The sequence below is a fragment of the Bacillus sp. FSL R10-2201 genome (assembly GCF_038008665.1).
GTDB classification, from domain to species: domain Bacteria; phylum Bacillota; class Bacilli; order Bacillales; family Bacillaceae_G; genus Bacillus_A; species Bacillus_A mycoides.
In genome coordinates this window covers 4,636,282-4,663,240 of the sequence record NZ_JBBOZP010000001.1, presented here as the reverse complement: position 1 = coordinate 4,663,240, position 26,959 = coordinate 4,636,282, and the positions used below count along the sequence as shown (strand labels likewise).

Below are 26,959 nucleotides of genomic sequence, written 5' to 3'. Positions count from 1 at the left end.
GTTTCGCTAAAGTGAATACAGAAATACATATACATAATTGGAGGGAAAAAGATGAGTACACATGTAACGTTCGACTATTCTAAAGCGTTATCCTTCATCGGTGAAAATGAACTAACTTATTTACGTGATGCAGTAAAAGTAACACATCATGCAATCCACGAAAAAACTGGAGCTGGGAACGATTTCCTTGGGTGGGTAGAGCTTCCGCTTCAATATGACAAAGAAGAATTCGCTCGCATTCAAAAATGCGCAGAAAAAATTAAAAATGACTCTGACATTTTACTTGTTGTAGGTATTGGTGGTTCTTACCTAGGAGCACGCGCAGCAATTGAAATGTTAAACCATTCTTTCTATAACACGCTTTCTAAAGAACAACGTAAAACTCCACAAGTGCTATTTGTTGGACAAAACATTAGCTCCACTTACATGAAAGATTTAATGGACGTACTAGAAGGTAAAGACTTTTCTATTAACGTTATTTCCAAATCAGGTACAACAACAGAGCCTGCAATCGCATTCCGTATTTTCCGTAAATTATTAGAAGAAAAGTATGGAAAAGAAGAAGCACGCAAACGTATTTATGCGACTACAGATAAAGCGCGCGGTGCTTTAAAAACATTATCTGATAATGAAGGCTACGAAACGTTCGTTATTCCAGATGATGTTGGCGGTCGTTTCTCTGTATTAACACCAGTAGGTTTATTGCCAATCGCTGTAAGTGGCCTAAACATTGAAGAGATGATGAAAGGTGCAGCTGCTGGCCATAATGATTTCGCGAAATCAGAACTTGAAGAAAACCCAGCTTACCAATACGCAGTAGTTCGTAATGCTCTATATAATAAAGGGAAAACAATTGAAATGCTTGTTAACTATGAGCCAGCACTTCACTACTTCTCTGAGTGGTGGAAACAGTTATTTGGTGAAAGTGAAGGAAAAGATCAAAAAGGTATTTTCCCATCTTCAGCAAACTTCTCAACTGACTTACACTCATTAGGTCAATACATTCAAGAAGGTCGTCGTGACCTATTCGAAACAGTTCTTAAAGTAGGTAAATCTACACACGAACTAAAAATCGAATTAGACGACAACGATTTAGATGGATTAAACTACCTTGCTGGTGAAACGATAGACTTCGTAAACACAAAAGCATACGAAGGTACATTACTTGCACATAGCGATGGCGGAGTACCAAACTTAATCGTAAACATCCCTGAATTAAATGAGTACACATTCGGTTACCTTGTATACTTCTTCGAAAAAGCATGTGCGATGAGCGGCTACCTATTAGGCGTAAATCCATTTGACCAACCAGGAGTAGAAGCATACAAGAAAAACATGTTTGCTTTACTTGGTAAACCAGGATTTGAAGAATTAAAAGCAGAATTAGAAGAGCGTTTAAAATAATGAAAAGCGATCGGGTCTCCGGTCGCTTTTTATTATTTTATTGAAAGGTACATCGGTATATTCAAACTAGAATGGGTATGCTAAAGGAAAAGTCTAGGAGGGATGGGCTTGATTCCGATTCAATCAAAATTAGAAGGATGTACATATGCGTTATATAAGTTAGAAGAGGTTATGAAACCACTTGGATATAGTATTGGCGGTAATTGGGATTATGATAAAGGATGCTTTGATTATAAAATCGACGAAGAAGAAGGGTATCAATTTTTACGCGTACCATTTACAGCGGTGGATGGGGAACTAGATGTGCCTGGTGTAATAGTCCGTCTTGAAACACCGTATATTCTTTCGCACGTATATCAAGACGAACTAGATGATAATGTTAATGCGTTAACAGCTGGAACGAGTGGATTGGATCAATTTGCGGAGCCGCAAGATCCAGATGGAGATGTGAAAAGAAAGTATGTCAATATTGGTAAAGTATTGGTACAAGAACTAGAAAATCATTTTTTTAATGGTGAATAACGATGAGTATGTCGCTTTCGATGAGAATGAAAGAATGAACTGGATTGATCATATATTGTTCGTCGCGCTTTACACCTAGTAAGAGAATGTTTTGCTTTAAAAGAGTATAGCTACAATTTGCAAAGGATTGTCCGGTGCAGGACGGGGGAATCTCCATCAGTTGTAATTTGTTATCAGAGATTTCATCGTAAAGTGAGAATAGTACACCTGAAATGGAAGGGAATAAAAGAGAAGCGGTAAATACATAGCTCGTTAATTTATTTCCTTCTATAATTTCTGATACGCCAGCTCTCGTTGCATTTTGGATTTGTTCAGAAGTAAGAAGTTCAGCGATGCAGTGAATGTTTGGATTAAGTCCTTTTGCAGTTAAAATATTTAAAATGGACTGTGTATCTGCTAAGCTTTCGTTCTTCTCTTTATCCGCTGTTATTAATATAGTGTGAGCTGTTGTAATGTTAGCTTTTAATAAAGTTTGATCGTGATGCGGACAACCTTTTATAAATTCTAAATGATGAAATGGCTTTGGAAGTAAAGAAAGTGTTTCATCAATTAAAACGATATCAAGGTTCGGTTGTAATATGTGCATTTGTTTTACAACATGTTTTGCACGCTCATTCCAGCCAACGATAATCATATGACCATTAGAGGTAGCAGCTGCTTCACCCTTAATTCTCATATATTGTTTATTAATCATGTCGGTAGCGAATAGAACCATATAATAAGAACAAAATCCCGTTCCTAATAAAATAATACATATACCAATAAGTTTTCCTATCGTTGTATGGGGGGCGAAATCGCCGTATCCAACGGTGAAAATGGTAACGATTGACCACCAAACCCCGTCGAACCATGTGGTGAAGTGAGATGGCTCTAATATATGTATAAGAAAGCCGGAGAAGGTAGTAAGTACAATAATAAAACAAATTAAACGAAATATAATGGAATCACGAAATGTATCTACTAAATTCGGACGGGATTTCAAGTTCCTATTCCTCCTTACTTTTCAGGACTACATTCATTGTTACCATTATAGAAAAAAGAAAAACTCTCTAATTAAAAAGAGAGTTCATTTCATAATTAATACATACTTTCAACTTCAGTTTGTTGAACACTTTCAAGATGCTGAAGAGCATAATAAACATCAGCAGTATGTCTTTTTTGATCGATAGACAATTTTAAATGTAAATAGTGCGAACCATTTTCCAATGTTTTGAGCTTCATGTTCTTAACTTTTATATCCATTTCTTTTATTTCTTCAATTACGGTCGGGATATTGTCCATATTTCGTACAACGAGTTTCACTGCGATATCACGTTGGCGAAATGATCTAGGACCGACGTATTTCATCGCTAATGGTATAAGTTCTACACTAATCATAAGGAAACACATTCCGAAAATAGCCTCGATATAGAAACCAGCTCCAACGGCAATGCCGATGCCAGAAGCACCCCAAATCATAGCGGCGGTCGTTAACCCCGCAATACTATCGTTTCCTCTGCGTAAAATTACACCGGCACCTAAAAAACCAATTCCTGATACAATTTGAGCGGCAAGTCGAAGTGGATCCATATTCATATGATCGGTATGTGGTAAGTTGTAAGCTGCTTTAATAGAAACAATGGTTAGGAGGCAACTAATAATAGAAATAACTAAACACGTTTTTAAGCCGAGTGGTTTACGTTTTAATTCGCGCTCTAAACCGATAGCGAATCCTAAAATAGCCGAGAGACCTAGTTTTATTAATAAGTCGGTGTAGTCCATGTATATTCCTCCTTGTATGATATGGTATATGAATAAAACGTTTATCCCACTATTTGCGGGCAGTAAGCCCCGCCTCAAAATTCGCCGAATGCGAGAAAGTTAGGTGGGGGACGACTGCCCGTACATGCCCGATTGGTGAAGGCTAATAATCAGTGGGGGATGAATCCCCCCCACTGATTAAAGTTTCACTTTATATAGAAAGAAACGTTTTTTGACAGAGTGACTTTCTATAGAATATATGTAGGAATTACTTAGAAATGAAAGAGATGTTTCGTTTAAGTATATGATATTAAAAAAGAAATGTAGTTGGTTTCAAAAAAGTTTTCAAAAGGTGTTGCATTTCATTTTTTCACATGATATATTAATAAACGTCGCTGATGCAGAAACGCAGAAAACGACAAAAAAGAAATTGAAAAACATAGTTGACATCGAAAAATGAAGATGTTAATATGATGAAGTCGCTTCTGAAGCGGCAGATAAGTTCTTTGAAAACTGAACGAAACAAACAACGTGAACGTCAATTTTTATTTTTAGATGCTAGACAAACTAACTTTATTGGAGAGTTTGATCCTGGCTCAGGATGAACGCTGGCGGCGTGCCTAATACATGCAAGTCGAGCGAATGGATTAAGAGCTTGCTCTTATGAAGTTAGCGGCGGACGGGTGAGTAACACGTGGGTAACCTACCCATAAGACTGGGATAACTCCGGGAAACCGGGGCTAATACCGGATAATATTTTGAACTGCATAGTTCGAAATTGAAAGGCGGCTTCGGCTGTCACTTATGGATGGACCCGCGTCGCATTAGCTAGTTGGTGAGGTAACGGCTCACCAAGGCGACGATGCGTAGCCGACCTGAGAGGGTGATCGGCCACACTGGGACTGAGACACGGCCCAGACTCCTACGGGAGGCAGCAGTAGGGAATCTTCCGCAATGGACGAAAGTCTGACGGAGCAACGCCGCGTGAGTGATGAAGGCTTTCGGGTCGTAAAACTCTGTTGTTAGGGAAGAACAAGTGCTAGTTGAATAAGCTGGCACCTTGACGGTACCTAACCAGAAAGCCACGGCTAACTACGTGCCAGCAGCCGCGGTAATACGTAGGTGGCAAGCGTTATCCGGAATTATTGGGCGTAAAGCGCGCGCAGGTGGTTTCTTAAGTCTGATGTGAAAGCCCACGGCTCAACCGTGGAGGGTCATTGGAAACTGGGAGACTTGAGTGCAGAAGAGGAAAGTGGAATTCCATGTGTAGCGGTGAAATGCGTAGAGATATGGAGGAACACCAGTGGCGAAGGCGACTTTCTGGTCTGTAACTGACACTGAGGCGCGAAAGCGTGGGGAGCAAACAGGATTAGATACCCTGGTAGTCCACGCCGTAAACGATGAGTGCTAAGTGTTAGAGGGTTTCCGCCCTTTAGTGCTGAAGTTAACGCATTAAGCACTCCGCCTGGGGAGTACGGCCGCAAGGCTGAAACTCAAAGGAATTGACGGGGGCCCGCACAAGCGGTGGAGCATGTGGTTTAATTCGAAGCAACGCGAAGAACCTTACCAGGTCTTGACATCCTCTGAAAACTCTAGAGATAGAGCTTCTCCTTCGGGAGCAGAGTGACAGGTGGTGCATGGTTGTCGTCAGCTCGTGTCGTGAGATGTTGGGTTAAGTCCCGCAACGAGCGCAACCCTTGATCTTAGTTGCCATCATTAAGTTGGGCACTCTAAGGTGACTGCCGGTGACAAACCGGAGGAAGGTGGGGATGACGTCAAATCATCATGCCCCTTATGACCTGGGCTACACACGTGCTACAATGGACGGTACAAAGAGCTGCAAGACCGCGAGGTGGAGCTAATCTCATAAAACCGTTCTCAGTTCGGATTGTAGGCTGCAACTCGCCTACATGAAGCTGGAATCGCTAGTAATCGCGGATCAGCATGCCGCGGTGAATACGTTCCCGGGCCTTGTACACACCGCCCGTCACACCACGAGAGTTTGTAACACCCGAAGTCGGTGGGGTAACCTTTATGGAGCCAGCCGCCTAAGGTGGGACAGATGATTGGGGTGAAGTCGTAACAAGGTAGCCGTATCGGAAGGTGCGGCTGGATCACCTCCTTTCTATGGAGAATTGATGAACGCAGTTCATCAATAAACGTTGACTTGTTTTGTTTCGTTCAGTTTTGAGAGAACTATCTCTCAAGTTTAAATGTATGTTCTTTGAAAACTAGATAACAGTGTAGCTCATATTTTTTTAATTTTAGTTTGGTTAAGTTAGAAAGGGCGCACGGTGGATGCCTTGACACTAGGAGTCGATGAAGGACGGGACTAACGCCGATATGCTTCGGGGAGCTGTAAGTAAGCTTTGATCCGAAGATTTCCGAATGGGGAAACCCACTATACGTAATGGTATGGTATCCTTACCTGAATACATAGGGTATGGAAGACAGACCCAGGGAACTGAAACATCTAAGTACCTGGAGGAAGAGAAAGCAAATGCGATTTCCTGAGTAGCGGCGAGCGAAACGGAATCTAGCCCAAACCAAGAGGCTTGCCTCTTGGGGTTGTAGGACATTCTATACGGAGTTACAAAGGAACGAGGTAGACGAAGCGACCTGGAAAGGTCCGTCACAGAGGGTAATAACCCCGTAGTCGAAACTTCGTTCTCTCTTGAATGTATCCTGAGTACGGCGGAACACGTGAAATTCCGTCGGAATCTGGGAGGACCATCTCCCAAGGCTAAATACTCCCTAGTGATCGATAGTGAACCAGTACCGTGAGGGAAAGGTGAAAAGCACCCCGGAAGGGGAGTGAAAGAGATCCTGAAACCGTGTGCCTACAAATAGTCAGAGCCCGTTAATGGGTGATGGCGTGCCTTTTGTAGAATGAACCGGCGAGTTACGATCCCGTGCGAGGTTAAGCTGAAGAGGCGGAGCCGCAGCGAAAGCGAGTCTGAATAGGGCGTTTAGTACGTGGTCGTAGACCCGAAACCAGGTGATCTACCCATGTCCAGGGTGAAGTTCAGGTAACACTGAATGGAGGCCCGAACCCACGCACGTTGAAAAGTGCGGGGATGAGGTGTGGGTAGCGGAGAAATTCCAATCGAACCTGGAGATAGCTGGTTCTCCCCGAAATAGCTTTAGGGCTAGCCTTAAGTGTAAGAGTCTTGGAGGTAGAGCACTGATTGAACTAGGGGTCCTCATCGGATTACCGAATTCAGTCAAACTCCGAATGCCAATGACTTATCCTTAGGAGTCAGACTGCGAGTGATAAGATCCGTAGTCAAGAGGGAAACAGCCCAGATCGCCAGCTAAGGTCCCAAAGTGTGTATTAAGTGGAAAAGGATGTGGAGTTGCTTAGACAACTAGGATGTTGGCTCAGAAGCAGCCACCATTTAAAGAGTGCGTAATAGCTCACTAGTCGAGTGACTCTGCGCCGAAAATGTACCGGGGCTAAATACACCACCGAAGCTGCGAATTGATACCAATGGTATCAGTGGTAGGGGAGCGTTCTAAGTGCAGTGAAGTCAGACCGGAAGGACTGGTGGAGCGCTTAGAAGTGAGAATGCCGGTATGAGTAGCGAAAGACGGGTGAGAATCCCGTCCACCGAATGCCTAAGGTTTCCTGAGGAAGGCTCGTCCGCTCAGGGTTAGTCAGGACCTAAGCCGAGGCCGACAGGCGTAGGCGATGGACAACAGGTTGATATTCCTGTACCACCTCTTTATCGTTTGAGCAATGGAGGGACGCAGAAGGATAGAAGAAGCGTGCGATTGGTTGTGCACGTCCAAGCAGTTAGGCTGATAAGTAGGCAAATCCGCTTATCGTGAAGGCTGAGCTGTGATGGGGAAGCTCCTTATGGAGCGAAGTCTTTGATTCCCCGCTGCCAAGAAAAGCTTCTAGCGAGATAAAAGGTGCCTGTACCGCAAACCGACACAGGTAGGCGAGGAGAGAATCCTAAGGTGTGCGAGAGAACTCTGGTTAAGGAACTCGGCAAAATGACCCCGTAACTTCGGGAGAAGGGGTGCTTTCTTAACGGAAAGCCGCAGTGAATAGGCCCAAGCGACTGTTTAGCAAAAACACAGGTCTCTGCGAAGCCGTAAGGCGAAGTATAGGGGCTGACACCTGCCCGGTGCTGGAAGGTTAAGGAGAGGGGTTAGCGTAAGCGAAGCTCTGAACTGAAGCCCCAGTAAACGGCGGCCGTAACTATAACGGTCCTAAGGTAGCGAAATTCCTTGTCGGGTAAGTTCCGACCCGCACGAAAGGTGTAACGATTTGGGCACTGTCTCAACCAGAGACTCGGTGAAATTATAGTACCTGTGAAGATGCAGGTTACCCGCGACAGGACGGAAAGACCCCGTGGAGCTTTACTGTAGCCTGATATTGAATTTTGGTACAGTTTGTACAGGATAGGCGGGAGCCATTGAAACCGGAGCGCTAGCTTCGGTGGAGGCGCTGGTGGGATACCGCCCTGACTGTATTGAAATTCTAACCTACGGGTCTCATCGACCCGGGAGACAGTGTCAGGTGGGCAGTTTGACTGGGGCGGTCGCCTCCTAAAGTGTAACGGAGGCGCCCAAAGGTTCCCTCAGAATGGTTGGAAATCATTCGTAGAGTGCAAAGGCATAAGGGAGCTTGACTGCGAGACCTACAAGTCGAGCAGGGACGAAAGTCGGGCTTAGTGATCCGGTGGTTCCGCATGGAAGGGCCATCGCTCAACGGATAAAAGCTACCCCGGGGATAACAGGCTTATCTCCCCCAAGAGTCCACATCGACGGGGAGGTTTGGCACCTCGATGTCGGCTCATCGCATCCTGGGGCTGTAGTCGGTCCCAAGGGTTGGGCTGTTCGCCCATTAAAGCGGTACGCGAGCTGGGTTCAGAACGTCGTGAGACAGTTCGGTCCCTATCCGTCGTGGGCGCAGGAAATTTGAGAGGAGCTGTCCTTAGTACGAGAGGACCGGGATGGACGCACCGCTGGTGTACCAGTTGTTCTGCCAAGGGCATAGCTGGGTAGCTATGTGCGGAAGGGATAAGTGCTGAAAGCATCTAAGCATGAAGCCCCCCTCAAGATGAGATTTCCCATAGCGTAAGCTAGTAAGATCCCTGAAAGATGATCAGGTTGATAGGTTCGAGGTGGAAGCATGGTGACATGTGGAGCTGACGAATACTAATAGATCGAGGACTTAACCATATAATATGAAGCAATGTTATCTAGTTTTGAAAGAATATAAAAAACTTGTTGACTTTAAATGTCGAATAAGTTATGATAATTCTTGTCTTAAATGAATACAGTCTGGTAATGATGGCAGAGAGGTCACACCCGTTCCCATACCGAACACGGAAGTTAAGCTCTCTAGCGCCGATGGTAGTTGGGACCTTGTCCCTGTGAGAGTAGGACGTTGCCAGGCAATTCGGAGGATTAGCTCAGCTGGGAGAGCACCTGCCTTACAAGCAGGGGGTCGGCGGTTCGATCCCGTCATCCTCCACCATTTAGCCGACTTAGCTCAATTGGTAGAGCAACTGACTTGTAATCAGTAGGTTGGGGGTTCAAGTCCTCTAGTCGGCACCAGAAAATCATGGCGGTTGTGGCGAAGTGGTTAACGCACCGGATTGTGGCTCCGGCACTCGTGGGTTCAATTCCCATCAGTCGCCCCATTTTTTCTTTTTAAATTATAATATGCGGGTGTGGCGGAATTGGCAGACGCACTAGACTTAGGATCTAGCGCCTTTGGCGTGGGGGTTCGACTCCCTTCACCCGCACTTTTAATAAAATAACTCAAACATGTCTTGCGGAAGTAGTTCAGTGGTAGAATACAACCTTGCCAAGGTTGGGGTCGCGGGTTCGAATCCCGTCTTCCGCTCCAATTTTCAGTATGACATGCCGGGGTGGCGGAACAGGCAGACGCACAGGACTTAAAATCCTGCGGTGGGTGACCACCGTGCGGGTTCGACCCCCGCCCTCGGCACCATATGCGCCCGTAGCTCAATTGGATAGAGCGTTTGACTACGGATCAAGAGGTTAGGGGTTCGACTCCTCTCGGGCGCGTTTTTTATTAACGGGAAGTGGCTCAGCTTGGTAGAGCACCTGGTTTGGGACCAGGGGGTCGCAGGTTCAAATCCTGTCTTCCCGATATTTTCAAAATATGGGGCCTTAGCTCAGCTGGGAGAGCGCCTGCCTTGCACGCAGGAGGTCAGCGGTTCGATCCCGCTAGGCTCCACTTATTTGAATATAACTTATGGCGGTGTAGCTCAGCTGGCTAGAGCGTACGGTTCATACCCGTGAGGTCGGGGGTTCGATCCCCTCCGCCGCTACCATAAAGGACCTTTAGCTCAGCTGGTTAGAGCAGACGGCTCATAACCGTCCGGTCGTAGGTTCGAGTCCTACAAGGTCCACCACTCAAAGTTCATATCTCGGAGGTATACCCAAGTTCGGCTGAAGGGATCGGTCTTGAAAACCGACAGGCGGCGAGAGTCGCGCGGGGGTTCGAATCCCTCTACCTCCTCCATTTTTTCTAAATTAAATATTATATCATCGCGGGGTGGAGCAGTACGGTAGCTCGTCGGGCTCATAACCCGAAGGTCGCAGGTTCAAATCCTGTCCCCGCAACCAAATGGTCCCGTGGTGTAGTGGTTAACATGCCTGCCTGTCACGCAGGAGATCGCCGGTTCGACCCCGGTCGGGACCGCCATTTTTTTACATAAAGGCTCGGTAGCTCAGTCGGTAGAGCAGAGGACTGAAAATCCTCGTGTCGGCGGTTCGATTCCGTCCCGAGCCACCATTTTGAAATCGCAAGCCGGCTTAGCTCAATTGGTAGAGCAACTGACTTGTAATCAGTAGGTTGGGGGTTCAAGTCCTCTAGCCGGCACCACTTTCAAAATGAGCCATTAGCTCAGTTGGTAGAGCATCTGACTTTTAATCAGAGGGTCGAAGGTTCGAATCCTTCATGGCTCACCATTTTTAATTTAATGCGGGTGTAGTTTAGTGGTAAAACAAGAGCCTTCCAAGCTCTGGTCGAGAGTTCGATTCTCTTCACCCGCTTATCTATTATGGGCCTATAGCTCAGCTGGTTAGAGCGCACGCCTGATAAGCGTGAGGTCGATGGTTCGAGTCCATTTAGGCCCACCATAATTATTCCGCAGTAGCTCAGTGGTAGAGCTATCGGCTGTTAACCGATCGGTCGTAGGTTCGAGTCCTACCTGCGGAGCCATATTATAGAGAAGTACCCAAGTGGCTCAAGGGGCTCCCCTGCTAAGGGAGTAGATCGCGAACGCGGTGCGAGGGTTCGAATCCCTTCTTCTCTGCCAGATTTTGGCCCGTTGGTCAAGTGGTTAAGACACCGCCCTTTCACGGCGGTAACACGGGTTCGAATCCCGTACGGGTCATACTAAAAGAGATAGCATAATCTGCTATCTCTTTTTTGTTGTATAAAAGTGGACTTTGAATAGTCTGCTTTTTTTTTATGGATTTCTTGTATACTTTTTTCTATTTGAATCGTCTAACTAATAGAAAAGAGAGAGCGATGGAGTATGAAAAGCTTATTATAGAAACATCAAAAAGTATTTATAGATATTTGCTTAAAATAGAGCTAACATCACATGCCCATCAAGCTAAGATTTTAAGACACCCCCATAACGAGAATTTTACCTTTTTTACAGTTATTTATGAGAATTCAGCTCGTTTTTCCGTTTTGGGAGATCTTTTTTACTTTAAATTTGGTATGAACAAGCTATATATTTGGCTCTTATTTCTATCTGGATTTCTGGTGTCTTTTCTTTAATGCTGGATATTAATCATTGCAATAAGTTGTAGGAGATTTATGTATATGTACTTATTTTTGCAACCTTTTTATTCTCTCATTCGACTATATTAGTAAAGGGAGGAAGAAATAAAAATGGACATAGCCTATCTAGTAAAACAAGCAACAAGAGGAAATGATCAAGCATTTGAACAACTTATTACTTTTGTTCGCCCGAAATTATATCGAACAGCCTATTCTTATGTAAGAAATGAACAAGATGCACTGGATATATACCAAGAAACAATTTATGAAGCATATCTTTCACTGAGAAAATTAAAAAAGCCGGAGAAATTTCAAAGTTGGATTACCAAAATTCTTGTTTTTAAATCCATTGATTTTGTAAGAAAATCCTCTAGACAATTTGTTGCGAATGATGAAATATTTGCTAATTTATGTACAGAAGAAAGCATGAATAAATTAGAACAATCATTGGATTTAACCGAGGCATTTAATTTCTTAGATCCTACTTACAAAACTATTATTTTATTAAGGTATTATCACGATTTATCTATTAAGGAAATTGCTGAGGTTCTTAACTCTCCAGAAGGAACGGTAAAATCTCAATTACATCGAGCAAAGCAAGCCTTACGCCCCATTTTAAAGGAGGGATATAGTTATGAATAAAGAAGAATTTAATCACCATATCAATGATATTCCTATACCAGAAGACCGGTTAATTCAAAGAGAAAAAACAGCCATGCTTCAAGCTAAGAAAAATCAATACCGTAGAAAAAAAACAATCAAGTATTCTAGTCTTGTTGCTTGTGGAATATGTGTTTCTCTCTTAGGTTTTGGATTCATTTCTCCTGCTATGGCAAAGACTTTATCGAGTGTTCCAGTTATAGGCCCCATTTATGCACAATTTAATGATATTGCTTCTGATAAAATTGAAAAGGATGAGCTTGCTACATCAATTGAAAGACAAGATAACCATAGTGGTTTAACGATGAATGTGAAAGAAGCTGTTTACGATGGCGGACGTTTAGTGATCACGGTGGAATACAAAGGAGAAAATACTATTTCCAATAGCAATGAAGAGAAAGCTGGATTTAGTTATGTAACCATTAATGGGAAAGAAGTCAGAGCTGCAATTAGTTCTACTTCACAGAAGTCAAAAGGACGAAACACCATTATTGAGCAGCATGAATTCACTCTGGCTAATTACGGTGAATTTGGTGATAAAATTGATGTTTCCGTCCATGGAGAAGATTTATTTGGAAAAGCAGGAACATGGAATGTAGCATTTCCTCTTACAAAAGTTGAAGGTGAGATTCGTAAATTTACTCCTAATATAAAAACATTAACGAAAGATAATCTGTATGCATTAACAGTAGATCAAGTAACTTTTTCTTCACTTTCAACGAGGATTGATTTGACCTTTGATTATCCAAAAGAAATGGAAGCTAATGATAGTTGGCCAGCACTTGATTATACTGTCACTGATGATAAAGGAAAAATCTACGAAGGAGTCAGCTTGCAAGTTGGTAGCACGGGACTATACGGACACCATATTGTTTTAGCTCTTCCACCAATGGATAATCCTCCAAAATCCTTAACAATTAAACCTACGTATCTTAGTGGTCAAAATGATACTTTAAAAAATGGAGGTTCTGAAGATTTAAAAATGACTGTTTTACTACAATAATTGAAGGGCTTTGCTAGGTTTCCATGTCTATTGACTGTTAATAAGTGACGTTGTGTTAACTTGATGTGTATGGAAAAAACATCACTATCAAGCTAAGATAAATTTGTATCCATGTAATCAAAAAAACGCTATTCTTTTTGTAGAATTATACAGAAAGGATGGCGTTTTTGATGAAGTCTATCATTTCAAATGAACTGGACCTTTTCGCACAAGAGCTCCAGTAGTCCTACAAGAGATCGCCAAACAAGTTGGTTTTATACAGCGATCTAGCAAGTATCAAGCAAACGAACTCATTGCCCTTTGCGTATGGCTCAGTCAAGAAATTGCTAGCACATCATTTATACAATTGTGCAGTCAGTTAGAAGTTTCTATAGGTGTACTTATGAGCTCAGAAGGACTGAATCAACGCTTTAATCCAGAAGCTGTCTTTCAATAGGTGATCTACTGAAGGCAGCTTCTTTATGCTGTTATTATTATAGGGTTTTGTCGGTAAGTCGATATTCCTTGTCGAATCGTTGATATATTTTGAGTTACGGTAGATATATTCTAAAAATCGTTGATATATTTAAATAATCGTCGATATAATTTCACTTGCCGACAAAAAACCTAAGAAAAACCCTTTCACAATCTAAAGAAAACGCCTCCATTGAGATGGATTTCACCCGCACTCTAATAACTTTACACTCTATGTGAAAAAGTTCACAAATAGGTCATAATTTGTGAAGGAATTCACAATAATCCGTGCTACAATATGTATGTAAAGAAGTTAAACAACATTAAATTAGTATTTTAATTAATTACTTAAACAATAATAAAAAATAGATATAAACAATTGAAAGGGGAAATTAACATGAAAAAAGGTATCAATCGCGTAGTATTAGTAGGAACAGGAGCTGTAGGTTGTAGTTACGCTTACTCAATGATCAACCAAGGTGTAGCTGAAGAATTCGTACTAGTAGATGTTAATGAAGCAAAAGCAGAAGGAGAAGCAATGGACTTAAGCCATGCGGTACCATTCTCTCCAGCACCAACAAAAGTTTGGAGCGGTAGCTATGCAGATTGTAAAGATGCAGATTTAGTAGTTATCACTGCTGGATTACCACAAAAGCCAGGCGAAACTCGTTTAGACTTAGTTGAGAAAAATACAAAGATCTTTAAACAAATTGTTCGTGGTATTATGGATAGCGGATTCGATGGAATCTTCTTAATCGCAACTAACCCAGTTGATATTTTAACTTACGTAACTTGGAAAGAATCTGGTTTACCGAAAGAGCGCGTAATCGGTTCTGGTACTACTTTAGACTCTGCTCGTTTCCGTTACATGTTAGGTGACTACTTAGATGTAGATCCACGTAACGTTCATGCTTACATCGTTGGTGAGCACGGTGACACTGAACTTCCAGTATGGAGCCACGCTACTGTAGGTGTACAAAAACTAGAAACAATCTTAGCGAACAACGAACAGTATAACCAAGAAGATTTAGATAAAATCTTTGAAAATGTACGCGATGCAGCTTACCACATTATTGAGCGTAAAGGCGCAACTTACTACGGAATCGGTATGTCACTACTTCGTGTAACTAAAGCAATCTTAAGCAACGAGAACAGCGTATTAACTGTATCGGCATACCTTGAAGGTCAATATGGTGAGAAAGATGCTTTCGTAGGTGTTCCAGCTGTTATTAACCGCGAAGGTGTACGTGAAATCGTAGAACTTGAGCTAAATGAAGAAGAAAAAGCGAAATTCGCTCATTCTGTAAAAGTATTAAAAGAAACAATGGCACCAGTACTATAATAATTGCTAAATAATTCAGAGGCGGGAAACTGCTTCCTACCTCTGAGTTTTTATATAATTTAATATAAATTCCTTTTCCGGTTTCCCTTGTATATCCCCAATATACCCCTTTTGCTGGATAAGGGTCGTTTATAGAAAAGAGCACTCTACTTTATATAGAGTGCTCTTTATTATTATTTTTTAGGTGTTAATCCTAATTTCTTTAAAATATCTGCCAGTGTACCGCTTTTTGATTTTTCTACAGGTGTTTGTGATTTTGCTGCATCTGGTCCTTTTTTCAAGAATTTCTTTTCTACGAAGCGAATGTCTTTTTCGTCGACGATGCCGTCATTATTAAGATCGCCATCTTTTACAGATACTCCTTTTTTACCATAGTTATTAGCGATAATTTCAGCATCTTTAATATCAATTATTTTATCGCCATTTACGTCGCCTGCAAGGTTTTCATCTGGACGAGCATATTAATATTGACCGAGTAGCTTACCATCTTTTTCAGTACCTAATTTCGTTGTTAGACGGTTTGAAATGAATTACCCGATGTTTCAGAATCACTGAAATAGGCGAATACACCGCCGAATGTAAGGGATAAGCCAAGTGAAGCTGTGACAACTCCCATTCCAACCTTTTGTTTTAATGACATAAGAAAGCCCCCTAATTTAATTTTTATCAGACTTTCGCCTGGAGCATCGGTAGAGTAAACATAGTGTTTCAGTATGAATTATATTTGCGAAGGTTCAATGTTCTTTATTGAGAATGAGTATATGCTTATGAATTTTCCATTTCAATAAAATTGTGACAAAAAATATTGAGAAACATTTTTTTATGACAGATTATTTTGTTACGATTTTAAGTGATAAATAGCGAGTAAAATAGGATAAATCTTATGAAATAAAGGTTGAGAAATAAATAATAGGATGAAAGGCTAGTAGGAAATGAAGCGTTTGCAATGAATATTCGTCAAAATTCGATAATTTACACGGAAAACGTGAAAATTTTAAGTGAAATTTAAGAAAAAAACGAATATTTTTTAAAAAATAACAAGGATATTTCAGTTTTTCGCAGAAATGATAAAGAGTAAAAAATTTCTGTCATCTTAGTGAGGTGAACATATTGGATGTAATAAATTGTGAAGAAGTGAAACGAGATGAGTTTCATACAGAAAAGTACTATGACAGTTATAACATCTTTGGCGCACATATTGTGACGGAAGATGGGATGCGAGGTGTACGATTCACAGTATGGGCTCCTCATGCGAAAGCAATGAGTGTTGTTGGGGATTTTAATGAATGGGATTATGAGCAACATAAGATGCTACAAGTGACAGAAGAGGGGATTTGGTCCTTGTTTGTACCGCATATTGAAGAGAATGATATATATAAGTATGCGATTGAAACGATGGATGGTGACGTTATTTTAAAAGCGGATCCTTACGCAGTATATGCAGAAGTAAGACCAAATACGGCATCTGTAGTTTTTGATATAGAGGGATATGAATGGAATGATAAAAACTGGATTCGTAAGAGAAAGAAAAGATCGATTTATAAAGAAGCGATGACAGTTTATGAATTACATTTCGGTTCTTGGAAAAAGAAAGAAGATGGCGCTCTGTATTCTTACAGAGAAATGGCCGAGGAGCTCATTCCGTATGTGGTGGAACATCAATTTACACATATTGAAATTATGCCGCTTGTTGAGCATCCATATGATCGTTCTTGGGGATATCAAGGAACAGGATATTATGCAGCGACAAGTAGATTCGGCACGCCACATGATTTGATGTATTTTGTCGATGAATGTCATAAATATGGAATCGGTGTCATTTTAGATTGGGTACCGGGGCATTTTTGTAAAGATGCTCACGGTTTATATTTGTTTGATGGGACACCGACTTATGAATATAAAGATAGAGACGTACAAGAAAACCTTGTATGGGGAACTGTTAATTTTGATTTAGGGAAGAGAGAAGTACGTAATTTCTTAATTTCAAATGCGTTATTTTGGATGAAGTATTTCCATATTGATGGTTTCAGGGTAGATGCAGTTGCGAATATGCTGTACTGGAATAAAGAAGGAAAAGAGCAAAGCAATGAACACGCCGTTTCTTTCTTACGAGAGTTAAATGAAGCCGTGTTTGCAGAAGATGAAGAGTTTCTTATGACAGCGGAAGATTCAACAGCTTGGCCACTTGTAACAGCTCCAACATACGAGGGTGGACTTGGATTCAATTATAAATGGAATATGGGTTGGATGAATGACGTGCTGAAATATATGGAATGTGCGCCAGAGTACCGGAAATACATTCATGAGAAAATGACATTCTCTTTAATATATGCTCACTCTGAAAACTTCATATTGCCGCTTTCTCATGATGAAGTCGTTCATGGGAAAAAGTCGTTATTAAATAAAATGCCGGGAGATTACTGGGATAAGTTTGCTCAGCTTCGTTTATTATATGGATATTTCTTTACTCATCCAGGTAAGAAATTACTCTTTATGGGTGGAGAATTCGGGCAATTTGATGAGTGGAAAGACCTTGAAGATTTAGATTGGAATTTACATGATTTTGAAATGCATCGTAATATGCATGATTACTTTAAAGAGCTCATAGCATTGTATAAGCGCTCAAAACCACTTTGGCAGTTAGATCACTCGCCTGAAGGATTTCAGTGGATTGATGCTAATAATAATGAGCAAAGTATTTTCTCGTTTATCCGCCAAGGGGATAAGCAGGAAGATGCGTTAGTTGTCGTATGTAATTTTACGAAAGCTACATATGAAAACTATAAAGTAGGTGTACCAGATTTCGAGTACTATAACGAAATTTTAAACAGTGACTCGGCGCAATATGGCGGATCGGGGCAAGTTAATAAGAAACGTCTCAAGACGATTCTAGAGCCATATCATAATCAAGCGGCACATGTAGAAATTACAATTCCACCATTTGGCGTATCCATATTACGACCAGTGAAGACGAGAAAGGGGAGCAAAAAACAAGATGGCTCAAAAACAAAAGTGCGTAGCAATGTTACTAGCAGGGGGAAAAGGTAGTCGTTTAAGTGCATTAACAAAAAATTTAGCTAAGCCAGCTGTTCCATTTGGTGGTAAATATCGCATTATTGATTTTACGTTAAGTAACTGTGCAAACTCCGGTATTGAAACGGTGGGGATTTTAACACAATATCAACCGTTAGAACTTCATAATTATATTGGAATCGGAAATGCTTGGGATCTTGATCGTGTAAACGGTGGAGTCACTGTGTTACCTCCTTATGCGGAGTCTTCAGGTGTGAAGTGGTATACAGGTACGGCAAGTGCTATTTATCAAAACTTAAACTATTTAAGTCAGTATGAACCAGAATATGTCCTTATTTTATCAGGCGATCATATTTATAAAATGGATTACAGCAAAATGCTAGATTACCATATTGAGAAAGAAGCGGACGTTTCGATTTCTGTTATTGAAGTGCCGTGGGATGAAGCAAGTCGCTTTGGCATCATGAATACAAATGAAGAGATGGAAGTTGTTGAATTTGAGGAGAAACCGCAATTTCCAAGAAGTAATCTTGCATCAATGGGAATTTATATTTTTAACTGGGCTATTTTAAAAGAATATTTAGAGATGGATGCAAGAAACCCTGAATCTAGTAATGACTTCGGAAAAGATGTACTTCCGCTTTTATTAGATGAAGGGAAGAAGTTGATGGCGTATCCGTTTGAAGGATATTGGAAAGATGTTGGAACGGTGAAAAGCTTATGGGAAGCGAATATGGATTTACTTCGCGATGAAACATCGTTGAACTTGAACGATCGTAATTGGCGCATTTATTCTGTAAATCCAAACGAGCCACCTCAATATATTGCAGAAAAGGCAAAAGTAGAAGAGTCACTTATTAATGAAGGGTGCGTCATTGAAGGGGACGTGAAGCATTCTGTTTTATTCCAAGGAGTGACGGTGGAAGAAGGTAGTATGGTAATCGATTCTGTCGTTATGCCGGGGGCAAAGATTGGTAAAAACGTTGTGATTGAAAGAGCGATCGTTGGATCGGAAATGGTTATTGAAGATGGGACAATAATTCGTCCAGAAAAAAATGTGGATGATGTAGTACTAATTGCTGAAGGAAAATAGAAAAGGGGGATGAAATGAATGGGAGAAAAAATGTTAGGAATTATTAATGCAACGGGAAGTTTTCCTTCCTTAAAGAAAGTAACAGGGCATCGTTCATTAGCGGCGTTACCGTTTGGAGGCCGTTACCGCCTCATTGATTTCATGCTTTCAAATATGGTGAATTCTAATATTCATAGCGTGGCGGTTTTTACAAGTCATAAAAATCGTTCTTTAATGGATCATGTCGGTTCAGGAAAACAGTGGGATTTAGATAGAAAGCGTGATGGACTGTTTTTATTCCCACCGAACTGCCAATGTGATCATGACGAATTTGGATCTTTTGCACATTTTAGAAGACATATTGATTATTTTCTAAGAAGCAGAGAAGAATATGTTGTTATTACGAATAGCCATCTTGTAACAGCGTTAAACTTTCAAGCGGTGTTAGAGCGACATATACATACGTCTGCAGATATTACTGAAGTTTGTCATGAAGGGGTTTCGCTTCAAACATATGTGTTAAAGAAACAATTATTGCTAGACTTATTTGAGGCATATAAAGATGTGGAGCAATACAGTTTATTTGATGTAGTGAGAGAAAAGAGCGGGAAATCACTGCATATTACTACGTACGAACATACAGGATATGTAGCTAGTATTGATTCTATTGAAAGTTACTATAAACATAGCCTAGAAATTTTGCAGCCTTCTATTTGGAAGCAATTATTTAAGAAAGAAGCACCAATCTTTACGAAAGTAAAAGATGAGCCACCAACTCGTTATATGAAGGGTGCAGTAGTGAAAAATACGATGATTGCAAACGGTAGTATTATTGAGGGTGAAGTAGAAAATAGTGTTGTCTCCCGTTCTGTTAAAATTGGAAAAGGTTCAATTGTTCGTAATAGTATTATTATGCAAAAGAGCCAAATTGGAGATAATTGCATAATAGACGGTGTTATTATCGATAAAGATGTGAAACTTGGCGACGGCGTAGTGTTAAAAGGAAATGCCGATGAGCCATATGTTGTAGAAAAAGGTAGTGTACAAAATAGTACAATCAACAGTTATTCGTAAATAGCAGGTGCATAATTAGTGGGGGATTTAGAAAACCCCCACTAATTATGGTTTTACTCTATATGAAAACTTGAAGGGAGGAAGCTGTAAGAAGAGCGATTTATGATGTATACGCTTTTCGTGCAGTGGAACAACAGGTGAATATTTTATTTGCAGTATCAGAATGTGTACCGTTTATTAAATCCGGAGGTCTAGCTGATGTAGCAGGAGCGCTTCCAAAAGAATTAAAAAAATTAGGAGTGAATGTTCGCATTATACTTCCAAACTACAGTCTTATCCCGAAAGAGTTAAGAGAAGGATGTACGCTTCATAAAGTAATTAGCGTTCCCCTTGGATGGAGAAATCAATATTGCGGGATTTTAAAAGGTGAGCAGGACGGGATTACGTATTACTTAATAGACAATGAATATTATTTTAAGAGAGATTCTCTATATGGCCATTATGATGATGGGGAGCGTTTTTCTTATTTTTCAAAAGCAGTTTTAGAGTGTATTCCGCATCTTGATTTCGAAGTAGATGTTCTTCATAGCCATGATTGGCATACAGCTATGGTTAATTTCTTACTTCGTGAAAAGTATCAAGATAACCCGTTATATGAGCATATTAAAACGGTATATACGATTCATAACTTGCAGTTCCAAGGTGTATTTCCTCCTGAAGTGATGTACGACTTACTGGAGCTTGGTCATGAATATTTTCATAGTGAACAGCTTGAGTTTTATGGAAACGTGAACTTTATGAAAGGCGGTATTATCGCATCTGACCAAATTACAGCGGTTAGCCCGACATATAAAGAAGAGATTCAATATGAGTTTTTCGGTGAGAAGTTAGATGGATTGCTACGAAAATATAATGATAAGCTTAGTGGCATTGTAAATGGAATTGATACGAGCGTATATAATCCAGAAACAGATCCATATATTACGGCTCAGTATAGTGCAGAATCGCTAGATGAAAAGAATGAAAATAAACGCGCATTGCAGCGTTATTTTGGTTTACCAGAAAAAGAAGATACACCAGTTATTTCGATGGTAACACGATTAACGAAACAAAAGGGGCTTGATCTAGTACGTACTGTATTCCGTGAAATAATGGAAGAAGATGTACAATGTATTATTTTAGGATCAGGCGATTCTGAATACGAGCAGTTCTTTGAATGGATGGCATACGAGTATCCAGAAAAGGTAAAAGTATATATTGGGTTTAATGAAGCGTTAGCGCACCAAGTGTACGCGGGAAGCGATTTGTTTTTAATGCCATCGCTGTTTGAACCGTGTGGACTTGGACAACTTATTGCGCTAGCATATGGCACGATTCCAATTGTAAGAGAAACAGGCGGATTAAATGATACTGTACATTCTTACGATGAGGACACTGGAATTGGGAATGGCTTTAGCTTTACGAATTTTAATGCGCATGACATGTTACATACGATTCTTCGTGCAATTGAGTTTTATCAAGATAAACCGGTATGGGATAAGCTTGTAAAGCAAGCGATGACTGAAGATTATAGCTGGGGGAAATCTGCTCTTGCATACAAGAAATTGTATAAAAGTCTCATGGAATAACATTGAGGTGGTGAAAAAATGTTTACTCATGTTGAAAGCTTCAAATCCGCTTTTCTAGAAAAATTAGAAACGATGTATGGGAAAAGTTTCAAAGATTCTACAACTCGTGATCAGTATAATACGCTCGGTCATATGGTACGTGAGTATATGAATAGTCAATGGATTGCAACGAATGAAAGGTATCGTTCTGGAGATCAAAAACAAATGTATTATTTATCCATTGAATTTTTACTTGGGCGTTTACTAGGCAGTAATATATTAAATTTAGGCATTCGAGATGTATGTGAAAAAGGACTTTTTGAACTTGGAATTTCTTTGCACGAGTTAGAAGAAATTGAAGCAGATGCTGGCCTTGGTAACGGTGGACTTGGACGTTTAGCAGCCTGTTTTCTCGATTCACTCGCTTCTTTAAACTTACCAGGACATGGCTGTGGTATTCGTTATAAGCATGGTCTGTTTGATCAAAAAATTGTTGATGGCTATCAAGTAGAATTTCCAGAACAGTGGCTTCTTCATGAAAACGTTTGGGAAGTAAGAAGGTATGACCAAGCGGTAGAAGTAAGTTATTTTGGAAACGTTGAACCACTAGAAATTGATGGACGTTTAGAGTTCAGGCATACAAATGCAGAAGTTATTATGGCAGTACCATATGACGTTCCAGTTGTAGGGTATGAAACGAGTACTGTAAATACGCTTCGGCTTTGGAATGCGGAGCCAGTTCCTTTCCCGCAAAATTGTAAAGATATTTTGAAATATAAGCGTGAAACAGAGGCCGTATCGGAGTTTTTATATCCAGATGATACGCATGATGAGGGGAAAATACTTCGTTTAAAACAACAGTATTTCCTCGTATCAGCAAGTTTGCAAAATATCGTTCGTATGCATAGGGAGAGACACGGTAGTCTTCGTCAGTTACATGAAAAAATCGCGATTCATATAAACGATACACATCCGGTTCTAGCAATTCCAGAACTTATGCGTATTTTATTAGACGAAGAAAAATTGACATGGGAAGAAGCTTGGCACATAACAACGCAGACGATTTCCTATACGAATCATACGACGTTATCAGAAGCGCTTGAGAAATGGCCAATTCGCATTTTTAAACCGTTATTACCGAGAATTTATATGATTATTGAAGAAATTAATGAACGTTTCTGTCATGAGCTTTGGGACCGTTATTCGTACGATTGGAAGCGTATTGAGGACATGGCCATTATTGCGCATGACCTTGTGAAAATGGCTCATTTAGCGATTGTTGGTAGCCATAGCGTTAACGGTGTGGCGAAAATTCATACAGAAATTTTAAAGCAGCGTGAAATGCGATTGTTCTATGAATTTTATCCAGATAAGTTTAATAATAAAACGAATGGAATTGCTCATAGGCGCTGGCTAATGAAGGCGAATCCACAGCTGACGAATCTTATTTCGGAAGCGATTGGAGAAGAATGGAAGAAAGAGCCAATTAAGCTGCAAGCACTGCAAAACTTCATACATGATACTAGTTTTCAAGAAAAGCTTGCAGGGGTAAAACAAGAGCGTAAGATTATTTTAGCGGAGAGCATTCATAATAAAATGGGGATCACTATTGATCCAAATTCTATTTTTGATGTGCAAGTGAAAAGGCTACATGCTTATAAACGACAGTTATTAAATGTTCTTCATATTTTGTACTTGTATAACCGTTTAAAAGAGGATACTAGTTTTTCATTTTACCCGCGTACTTTTATTTTTGGAGCGAAAGCATCACCTGGCTATTATTATGCGAAGAAAATTATTAAATTAATAAATGAGCTTGCAAGAAAAGTGAATACCGATCCGTACGTAAGTCAATTTATGAAAGTTATCTTTCTAGAAAACTACCGAGTTTCTTTAGCGGAAGATATATTCCCGGCGGCAGATGTAAGTGAACAAATTTCAACTGCAAGTAAAGAAGCATCGGGAACAGGTAACATGAAATTTATGATGAATGGTGCAATTACACTCGGAACGTTAGATGGAGCTAATATTGAAATAAAAGACCGGGTCGGTGATGATGCCTGCTTCATTTTCGGCTTAACAGCGGATGAGGTTCTTCATTACTACCAAAACGGTGGATATCGTGCAAGTGACTATTATCACCACAATATGCACATTAAAAAAGTAGTAGATCAGTTAACGAATGGTTTCTTTGCACAGTCGGGAGCTGAATTTGAAGCGATTTATGATTCTCTCGTTATTCAAAATGATGAATACTTCGTTCTTCGAGATTTTAGCCCATATGCTGAAAGACAAGAAGCTGTCGGAAGAGCCTACGAAAATAGGGAGAAATGGCTGGAAATGTCGATTTTGAACATTGCACAATCGGGGCATTTTGCGAGTGATCGAACAATTTTGCAGTACAGTAATGAAATTTGGGGTATTGGTAATACTGTTAAACTTTTTTAGATGAAGGCCCCTTTTGAAGGGGCTTTTATTTATTTTGCTTAAGAAAGGTAAGGCATGAACGTATATATTATACCTGTTCCGCCATATTCGCCTGTCGCAAAGTATGAAAATGTAAAGAAACCTGTAAACGAAAAAATTATTATAAGAAAAAGTGCAAAGAAAAATTTTAGCATGTAAGGTCCCCTCATCCGAAAGTAATTTCATAGATTATTATAGTATACAAATATTAAATTTCCAATTGTTTACTGGTTAAAAATGAGAGGTCAGACATGTTTTGTATGTTGTAATGGAATGGTTATTCGTAATGGATTTTGTATTTTTCGTAAATGTCATGTTGTGATGGACGTGTGCATATTCCCAGTCTTTATCATTAAAATGGACATTTCTTGGAGGGAGAAGAGGAACGACATCGAATAAATTGACAAAACGAAAGCTACTAGCTACTTGCAGTTTATAATAATTTCGAAAGGCGATATCTCCAACTTTTGGAGAGGCAAAGGTATAAAGACCGTACTGTGCGAAGGCAGTATTTATACGTGCATCTAGTATGTGTAGTGTAGCGAGTGCACCGCCTAAGCTATGGCCTGTTGCAAGAAGTTTCTTATGGGCTGGTAATGACACGAGCATATCCATAATGGAATCCCGGCAAGATTCATAAATTGAAAGAAAGCCATTATGGACATTTCCACTATTTAAAGCATATGGGTATGGCTTTTGGTTAACGAGTGAATCGATAATCCAATCTGTATCTGTTTGTGTGCCCCTAAAAGCTACAATAATTGTATCCTCAGATTCTAATATGAATCCGAACCATTCTGTCTTTTGAATGGCCTTTCCTTGAAACCCTTGTACATATTGGAACCCATCGGGTATTTCGAAAATGCCATTTTGTTTATATTGTTCATACGTTAGATCGCAGCAAGATGCTAACAATATGGCAGTGTCTTTATCAAAGGATAAAGGAGTACGCATCAAGAAAGCCCTCCTTAAGAAAAGGTATAGTTCAATATATGCAGTGAGGGACTTGATTCATTCTTTTTGAAAAAAGGCTTGAACCTACAGTTACGTGAGGGAGTATGATTTTTGTAAACATATTGTTAGGAGGAGTGTAGGATGAGCAAAAAGGAAGGCTATTCAATTGGTGAGTTTTCAAAGAGAACAGGTATATCAATACGAACACTACAGTATTACGATGAACTTGGCCTGCTTAAACCTGAAAAAAATATAAGTTCAGGACACCGTGTATATAAAGATAGAGATATATTAGCGCTCCAAAAAATAGTGAGTCTTAAAGTATTAGGATATAGTTTAGAAGAAATTCGTGTCATGCTCAATGTGAAAAGTTTGAATATAAGCTTAAAAGAAACATTACAAAATCAAAGAGTAGCCTTTGAAGAAAAGAAAAAACAACTTGAAGTTTCGATAAAGGCGATTGAACGAACAATGGTATACCTTGAGGAAGATGAAGAGGTAGATAGTAACATATTAATGAGCTTAATTAATAGTATCCAAAAAGAAAACGAACAACGTTTATGGCTTGAAGAATATGTATCAAAAGAAGTGGCTGATGGATTATATAATAAGCCGGAAGAAGAGGACATAGCACTTGATAAAGAGTTTATGCGTTTAGCAAAAGAAGTGAAAAGGTTATTTGGAAGACAAATTGAGGATTCAGAAGTGCAAAAATTGGTTGATGAACATATGAAAGCGACTCTTAAGTATGTCGGTGAAGAGACAATGTATTCTCTAGGTAAATTAGAGAATGTAGAAGAACAATATAATAATATGATGCCTTTTCCTTATACGGAAGAAGAAGGGGCGTGGCTTAATGAAGCGATGAAATACTTTATGATCCAAAATGGTTTGTATAGTCCACCTAAATAAAAAGTGCCCTATAAGGGCACTTCTTACTCTTTTCCATCTAATAAACGACCAAGTCCGCCTAAAACGCTACCTTCACCGCTGTTTTGAGCTGCTGGGCTTGTAAGGCGTGCTGCTAAGCGGCTAAGTGTTAAGGACTGAATCCAAACCGTTCCAGGACCTTCTAGCGTTGCGAAGAATAAACCTTCACCGCCAAATAGAGCTGTTTTTACTTTTCCAACGAATTGAACATCGTAGTTAACGTCTTTTGTCATTGCAACGAGACAACCTGTATCAATGCGAAGTTTCTCACCAGGTTTTAATTCACGCTTATATACAGTTCCGCCTGCATGCATGAAAGCTAGACCATCACCTTCAAGTTTCTGCATGATGAAACCTTCACCACCGAAGAAGCCAGTTCCTATTTTTTTAGTAAACTCAATTCCGATAGAAACACCTTTTGCGGCACAAAGAAATGCATCTTTTTGGCAGACTACTTTTCCTTGATATTCTGTTAAATCAACAGGAATAATTTTTCCAGGATAAGGAGCGGCGAATGATACGTGTCGTTTGCCATGACCTGTATTTGTAAATACAGTCATAAACATACTTTCACCTGTAACGAGACGTTTACCTGCGCCCATTAATTTACCGAATAGACCATTAGATGGTCCAGAACCATCACCGAAAATCGTTTCCATTTCGATATGATCTTCCATCATCATCATTGCGCCAGCCTCTGCGACAACGCTTTCTTCTGGATCCAATTCAATTTCAACAAACTGCATATCATCGCCATATAATTTATACTCGATTTCATGTGCTTGCATTTTTTCACCTCATCATATGTAGTAATTATATTGTACAGAAATCAAAGGAATTAGAATACTGTAGTTTTATTAATTTTTGAATAAAAATAGAATAAAAATTTAAGGTTATACTAGAATTATAAAAAACGATGGGACGAAAGTGTTCTCATTTGACGTTTTTGATATAGCATGATATAGTGAAAACACTA

The 26,959-nt window shown here is 40.1% G+C and carries 16 protein-coding genes, 22 tRNA genes, 3 rRNA genes and 4 pseudogenes; 39 read left to right on the top strand and 6 right to left on the bottom strand.

Translation table 11 applies throughout. The features are described from left to right. Positions 1–51 precede the first annotated feature (51 nt). Together NSQ69_RS24270 and NSQ69_RS24265 are read left to right on the top strand one after the other, a co-directional pair. The gene (locus NSQ69_RS24270; RefSeq protein WP_002015845.1) at positions 52–1,404 is read left to right on the top strand and encodes a glucose-6-phosphate isomerase; all 1,353 of its coding nucleotides are present in this window, start codon (positions 52–54) and stop codon (positions 1,402–1,404) included. 108 nt (positions 1,405–1,512) lie between these two features. After that, entirely contained in the window at positions 1,513–1,926 is a 414-nt protein-coding gene (locus NSQ69_RS24265; RefSeq protein WP_002131278.1) for a YugN-like family protein, read from the top strand. Here the strand turns inward: NSQ69_RS24265 and NSQ69_RS24260 are convergent. Both NSQ69_RS24260 and NSQ69_RS24255 read right to left on the bottom strand, forming a co-directional pair. Beyond that, complete coding sequence (locus NSQ69_RS24260) at positions 1,913–2,908, bottom strand: potassium channel family protein (protein WP_002167466.1); 996 nt, start codon at positions 2,906–2,908, stop codon at positions 1,913–1,915. The genes NSQ69_RS24265 and NSQ69_RS24260 overlap by 14 nt on opposite strands. A 95-nt stretch (positions 2,909–3,003) precedes the next feature. Then, positions 3,004–3,687, bottom strand: a complete 684-nt coding sequence (locus NSQ69_RS24255; RefSeq protein WP_002034530.1) for an MgtC/SapB family protein — start codon at positions 3,685–3,687, stop codon at positions 3,004–3,006. 552 nt (positions 3,688–4,239) lie between these two features. Between NSQ69_RS24255 and NSQ69_RS24250 the strand changes: the two genes are divergently transcribed. The 30 genes and pseudogenes from NSQ69_RS24250 (at position 4,240) to NSQ69_RS24105 (ending at position 14,907) form a co-directional block, all read left to right on the top strand. Continuing rightward, positions 4,240–5,791 (top strand): 16S ribosomal RNA (locus NSQ69_RS24250). A gap of 146 nt (positions 5,792–5,937) precedes the next feature. Beyond that, positions 5,938–8,859, top strand: a 23S ribosomal RNA gene (locus NSQ69_RS24245). Positions 8,860–8,960: 101 nt separating this feature from the next. Then, positions 8,961–9,076 (top strand): 5S ribosomal RNA (gene rrf / locus NSQ69_RS24240). Together the 16S, 23S and 5S rRNA genes with 22 tRNA genes alongside form the textbook arrangement of a ribosomal RNA operon. Positions 9,077–9,081: 5 nt before the next feature. Next, positions 9,082–9,157 (top strand) — tRNA-Val (locus NSQ69_RS24235). A gap of 4 nt (positions 9,158–9,161) precedes the next feature. Next, positions 9,162–9,237, top strand: a tRNA-Thr gene (locus NSQ69_RS24230). A gap of 10 nt (positions 9,238–9,247) precedes the next feature. Then, positions 9,248–9,323 (top strand) — tRNA-His (locus tag NSQ69_RS24225). A gap of 24 nt (positions 9,324–9,347) precedes the next feature. Beyond that, positions 9,348–9,428, top strand: a tRNA-Leu gene (locus tag NSQ69_RS24220). A 29-nt stretch (positions 9,429–9,457) separates the two neighbouring features. Next, positions 9,458–9,532, top strand: a tRNA-Gly gene (locus NSQ69_RS24215). A gap of 16 nt (positions 9,533–9,548) precedes the next feature. After that, positions 9,549–9,637 (top strand) — tRNA-Leu (locus NSQ69_RS24210). 3 nt (positions 9,638–9,640) lie between these two features. Then, positions 9,641–9,714, top strand: a tRNA-Arg gene (locus tag NSQ69_RS24205). 11 nt (positions 9,715–9,725) lie between these two features. Beyond that, positions 9,726–9,799, top strand: a tRNA-Pro gene (locus tag NSQ69_RS24200). A gap of 14 nt (positions 9,800–9,813) precedes the next feature. Continuing rightward, a tRNA-Ala gene (locus NSQ69_RS24195) sits at positions 9,814–9,886 on the top strand. A gap of 20 nt (positions 9,887–9,906) precedes the next feature. Next, a tRNA-Met gene (locus NSQ69_RS24190) sits at positions 9,907–9,983 on the top strand. A 4-nt stretch (positions 9,984–9,987) separates the two neighbouring features. After that, positions 9,988–10,064: transfer RNA gene (locus NSQ69_RS24185), tRNA-Ile, on the top strand. Positions 10,065–10,081: 17 nt separating this feature from the next. Beyond that, positions 10,082–10,174: transfer RNA gene (locus NSQ69_RS24180), tRNA-Ser, on the top strand. A 27-nt stretch (positions 10,175–10,201) separates the two neighbouring features. After that, positions 10,202–10,278 (top strand) — tRNA-Met (locus tag NSQ69_RS24175). Between the two features lie 3 nt (positions 10,279–10,281). Beyond that, a tRNA-Asp gene (locus NSQ69_RS24170) sits at positions 10,282–10,357 on the top strand. Positions 10,358–10,371: 14 nt separating this feature from the next. Continuing rightward, positions 10,372–10,447: transfer RNA gene (locus NSQ69_RS24165), tRNA-Phe, on the top strand. Positions 10,448–10,461: 14 nt separating this feature from the next. Beyond that, positions 10,462–10,537: transfer RNA gene (locus tag NSQ69_RS24160), tRNA-Thr, on the top strand. 10 nt (positions 10,538–10,547) lie between these two features. Next, positions 10,548–10,623, top strand: a tRNA-Lys gene (locus tag NSQ69_RS24155). A gap of 13 nt (positions 10,624–10,636) precedes the next feature. Then, positions 10,637–10,707 (top strand) — tRNA-Gly (locus NSQ69_RS24150). Between the two features lie 10 nt (positions 10,708–10,717). Then, positions 10,718–10,794, top strand: a tRNA-Ile gene (locus tag NSQ69_RS24145). A 7-nt stretch (positions 10,795–10,801) separates the two neighbouring features. Continuing rightward, positions 10,802–10,876 (top strand) — tRNA-Asn (locus tag NSQ69_RS24140). Between the two features lie 6 nt (positions 10,877–10,882). Beyond that, positions 10,883–10,973 (top strand) — tRNA-Ser (locus tag NSQ69_RS24135). 6 nt (positions 10,974–10,979) lie between these two features. Then, positions 10,980–11,051, top strand: a tRNA-Glu gene (locus tag NSQ69_RS24130). A gap of 137 nt (positions 11,052–11,188) precedes the next feature. After that, a pseudogene (locus tag NSQ69_RS24125) lies at positions 11,189–11,251 on the top strand (RNA polymerase sigma factor); the annotation flags it as partial. Between the two features lie 309 nt (positions 11,252–11,560). Continuing rightward, on the top strand, positions 11,561–12,091 hold the full coding sequence (locus NSQ69_RS24120; RefSeq protein WP_012261907.1) for a sigma-70 family RNA polymerase sigma factor: 531 nt from the start codon (positions 11,561–11,563) through the stop codon (positions 12,089–12,091). Continuing rightward, positions 12,084–13,112, top strand: coding sequence for a DUF4179 domain-containing protein (locus NSQ69_RS24115; RefSeq protein WP_012261906.1), 1,029 nt, complete (start codon positions 12,084–12,086; stop codon positions 13,110–13,112). Before NSQ69_RS24120 ends, NSQ69_RS24115 begins: the two co-directional genes overlap by 8 nt. A 170-nt stretch (positions 13,113–13,282) precedes the next feature. Then, a pseudogene (locus tag NSQ69_RS24110) lies at positions 13,283–13,539 on the top strand (IS4 family transposase); the annotation flags it as partial. A gap of 423 nt (positions 13,540–13,962) precedes the next feature. Further along, positions 13,963–14,907: an L-lactate dehydrogenase gene (locus NSQ69_RS24105; RefSeq protein ID WP_002129674.1), complete on the top strand. Its 945-nt coding sequence runs from the start codon at positions 13,963–13,965 to the stop codon at positions 14,905–14,907. Between the two features lie 173 nt (positions 14,908–15,080). Here the strand turns inward: NSQ69_RS24105 and NSQ69_RS24100 are convergent. Beyond that, positions 15,081–15,434, bottom strand: a pseudogene (locus NSQ69_RS24100) (dockerin type I domain-containing protein); the annotation flags it as partial. Continuing rightward, positions 15,428–15,547 (bottom strand): annotated as a pseudogene (locus tag NSQ69_RS24095) (TasA family protein); the annotation flags it as partial. The pseudogenes NSQ69_RS24095 and NSQ69_RS24100, both read right to left, overlap by 7 nt. 470 nt (positions 15,548–16,017) lie before the next feature. Here NSQ69_RS24095 and glgB point away from each other — a divergent pair. From glgB to NSQ69_RS24065, 6 genes are all read left to right on the top strand, one after another. After that, positions 16,018–17,955 (top strand): 1,4-alpha-glucan branching protein GlgB, encoded by a 1,938-nt coding sequence (glgB, locus tag NSQ69_RS24090; RefSeq protein WP_341099760.1) that lies wholly within the window; start codon positions 16,018–16,020, stop codon positions 17,953–17,955. After that, the gene (gene glgC, locus NSQ69_RS24085; protein ID WP_002129671.1) at positions 17,903–19,033 is read left to right on the top strand and encodes a glucose-1-phosphate adenylyltransferase; all 1,131 of its coding nucleotides are present in this window, start codon (positions 17,903–17,905) and stop codon (positions 19,031–19,033) included. The genes glgB and glgC overlap by 53 nt, the downstream gene beginning before the upstream one ends. Before the next feature lie 18 nt (positions 19,034–19,051). Beyond that, the gene (gene glgD, locus NSQ69_RS24080; RefSeq protein WP_078203714.1) at positions 19,052–20,086 is read left to right on the top strand and encodes a glucose-1-phosphate adenylyltransferase subunit GlgD; all 1,035 of its coding nucleotides are present in this window, start codon (positions 19,052–19,054) and stop codon (positions 20,084–20,086) included. A 137-nt stretch (positions 20,087–20,223) separates the two neighbouring features. Next, positions 20,224–21,654, top strand: coding sequence for a glycogen synthase GlgA (gene glgA, locus NSQ69_RS24075; protein WP_002167471.1), 1,431 nt, complete (start codon positions 20,224–20,226; stop codon positions 21,652–21,654). Positions 21,655–21,672: 18 nt separating this feature from the next. Beyond that, positions 21,673–24,081, top strand: a complete 2,409-nt coding sequence (gene glgP / locus NSQ69_RS24070; RefSeq protein WP_002129667.1) for a glycogen phosphorylase — start codon at positions 21,673–21,675, stop codon at positions 24,079–24,081. Positions 24,082–24,135: 54 nt separating this feature from the next. Then, the gene (locus NSQ69_RS24065; protein WP_003192091.1) at positions 24,136–24,258 is read left to right on the top strand and encodes a hypothetical protein; all 123 of its coding nucleotides are present in this window, start codon (positions 24,136–24,138) and stop codon (positions 24,256–24,258) included. Between the two features lie 72 nt (positions 24,259–24,330). Here the strand turns inward: NSQ69_RS24065 and NSQ69_RS24060 are convergent, their stop codons facing one another. Beyond that, positions 24,331–25,053: a lipase family protein gene (locus tag NSQ69_RS24060; RefSeq protein WP_002089241.1), complete on the bottom strand. Its 723-nt coding sequence runs from the start codon at positions 25,051–25,053 to the stop codon at positions 24,331–24,333. A gap of 141 nt (positions 25,054–25,194) precedes the next feature. Between NSQ69_RS24060 and NSQ69_RS24055 the strand changes: the two genes are divergently transcribed. Beyond that, complete coding sequence (locus NSQ69_RS24055; protein WP_002167472.1) at positions 25,195–25,965, top strand: MerR family transcriptional regulator; 771 nt, start codon at positions 25,195–25,197, stop codon at positions 25,963–25,965. 23 nt (positions 25,966–25,988) lie between these two features. Here NSQ69_RS24055 and NSQ69_RS24050 read toward each other — a convergent pair whose 3' ends face one another. Further along, positions 25,989–26,771 (bottom strand): TIGR00266 family protein, encoded by a 783-nt coding sequence (locus tag NSQ69_RS24050; protein WP_002015806.1) that lies wholly within the window; start codon positions 26,769–26,771, stop codon positions 25,989–25,991. Between the last annotated feature and the right edge of the window lie 188 nt (positions 26,772–26,959).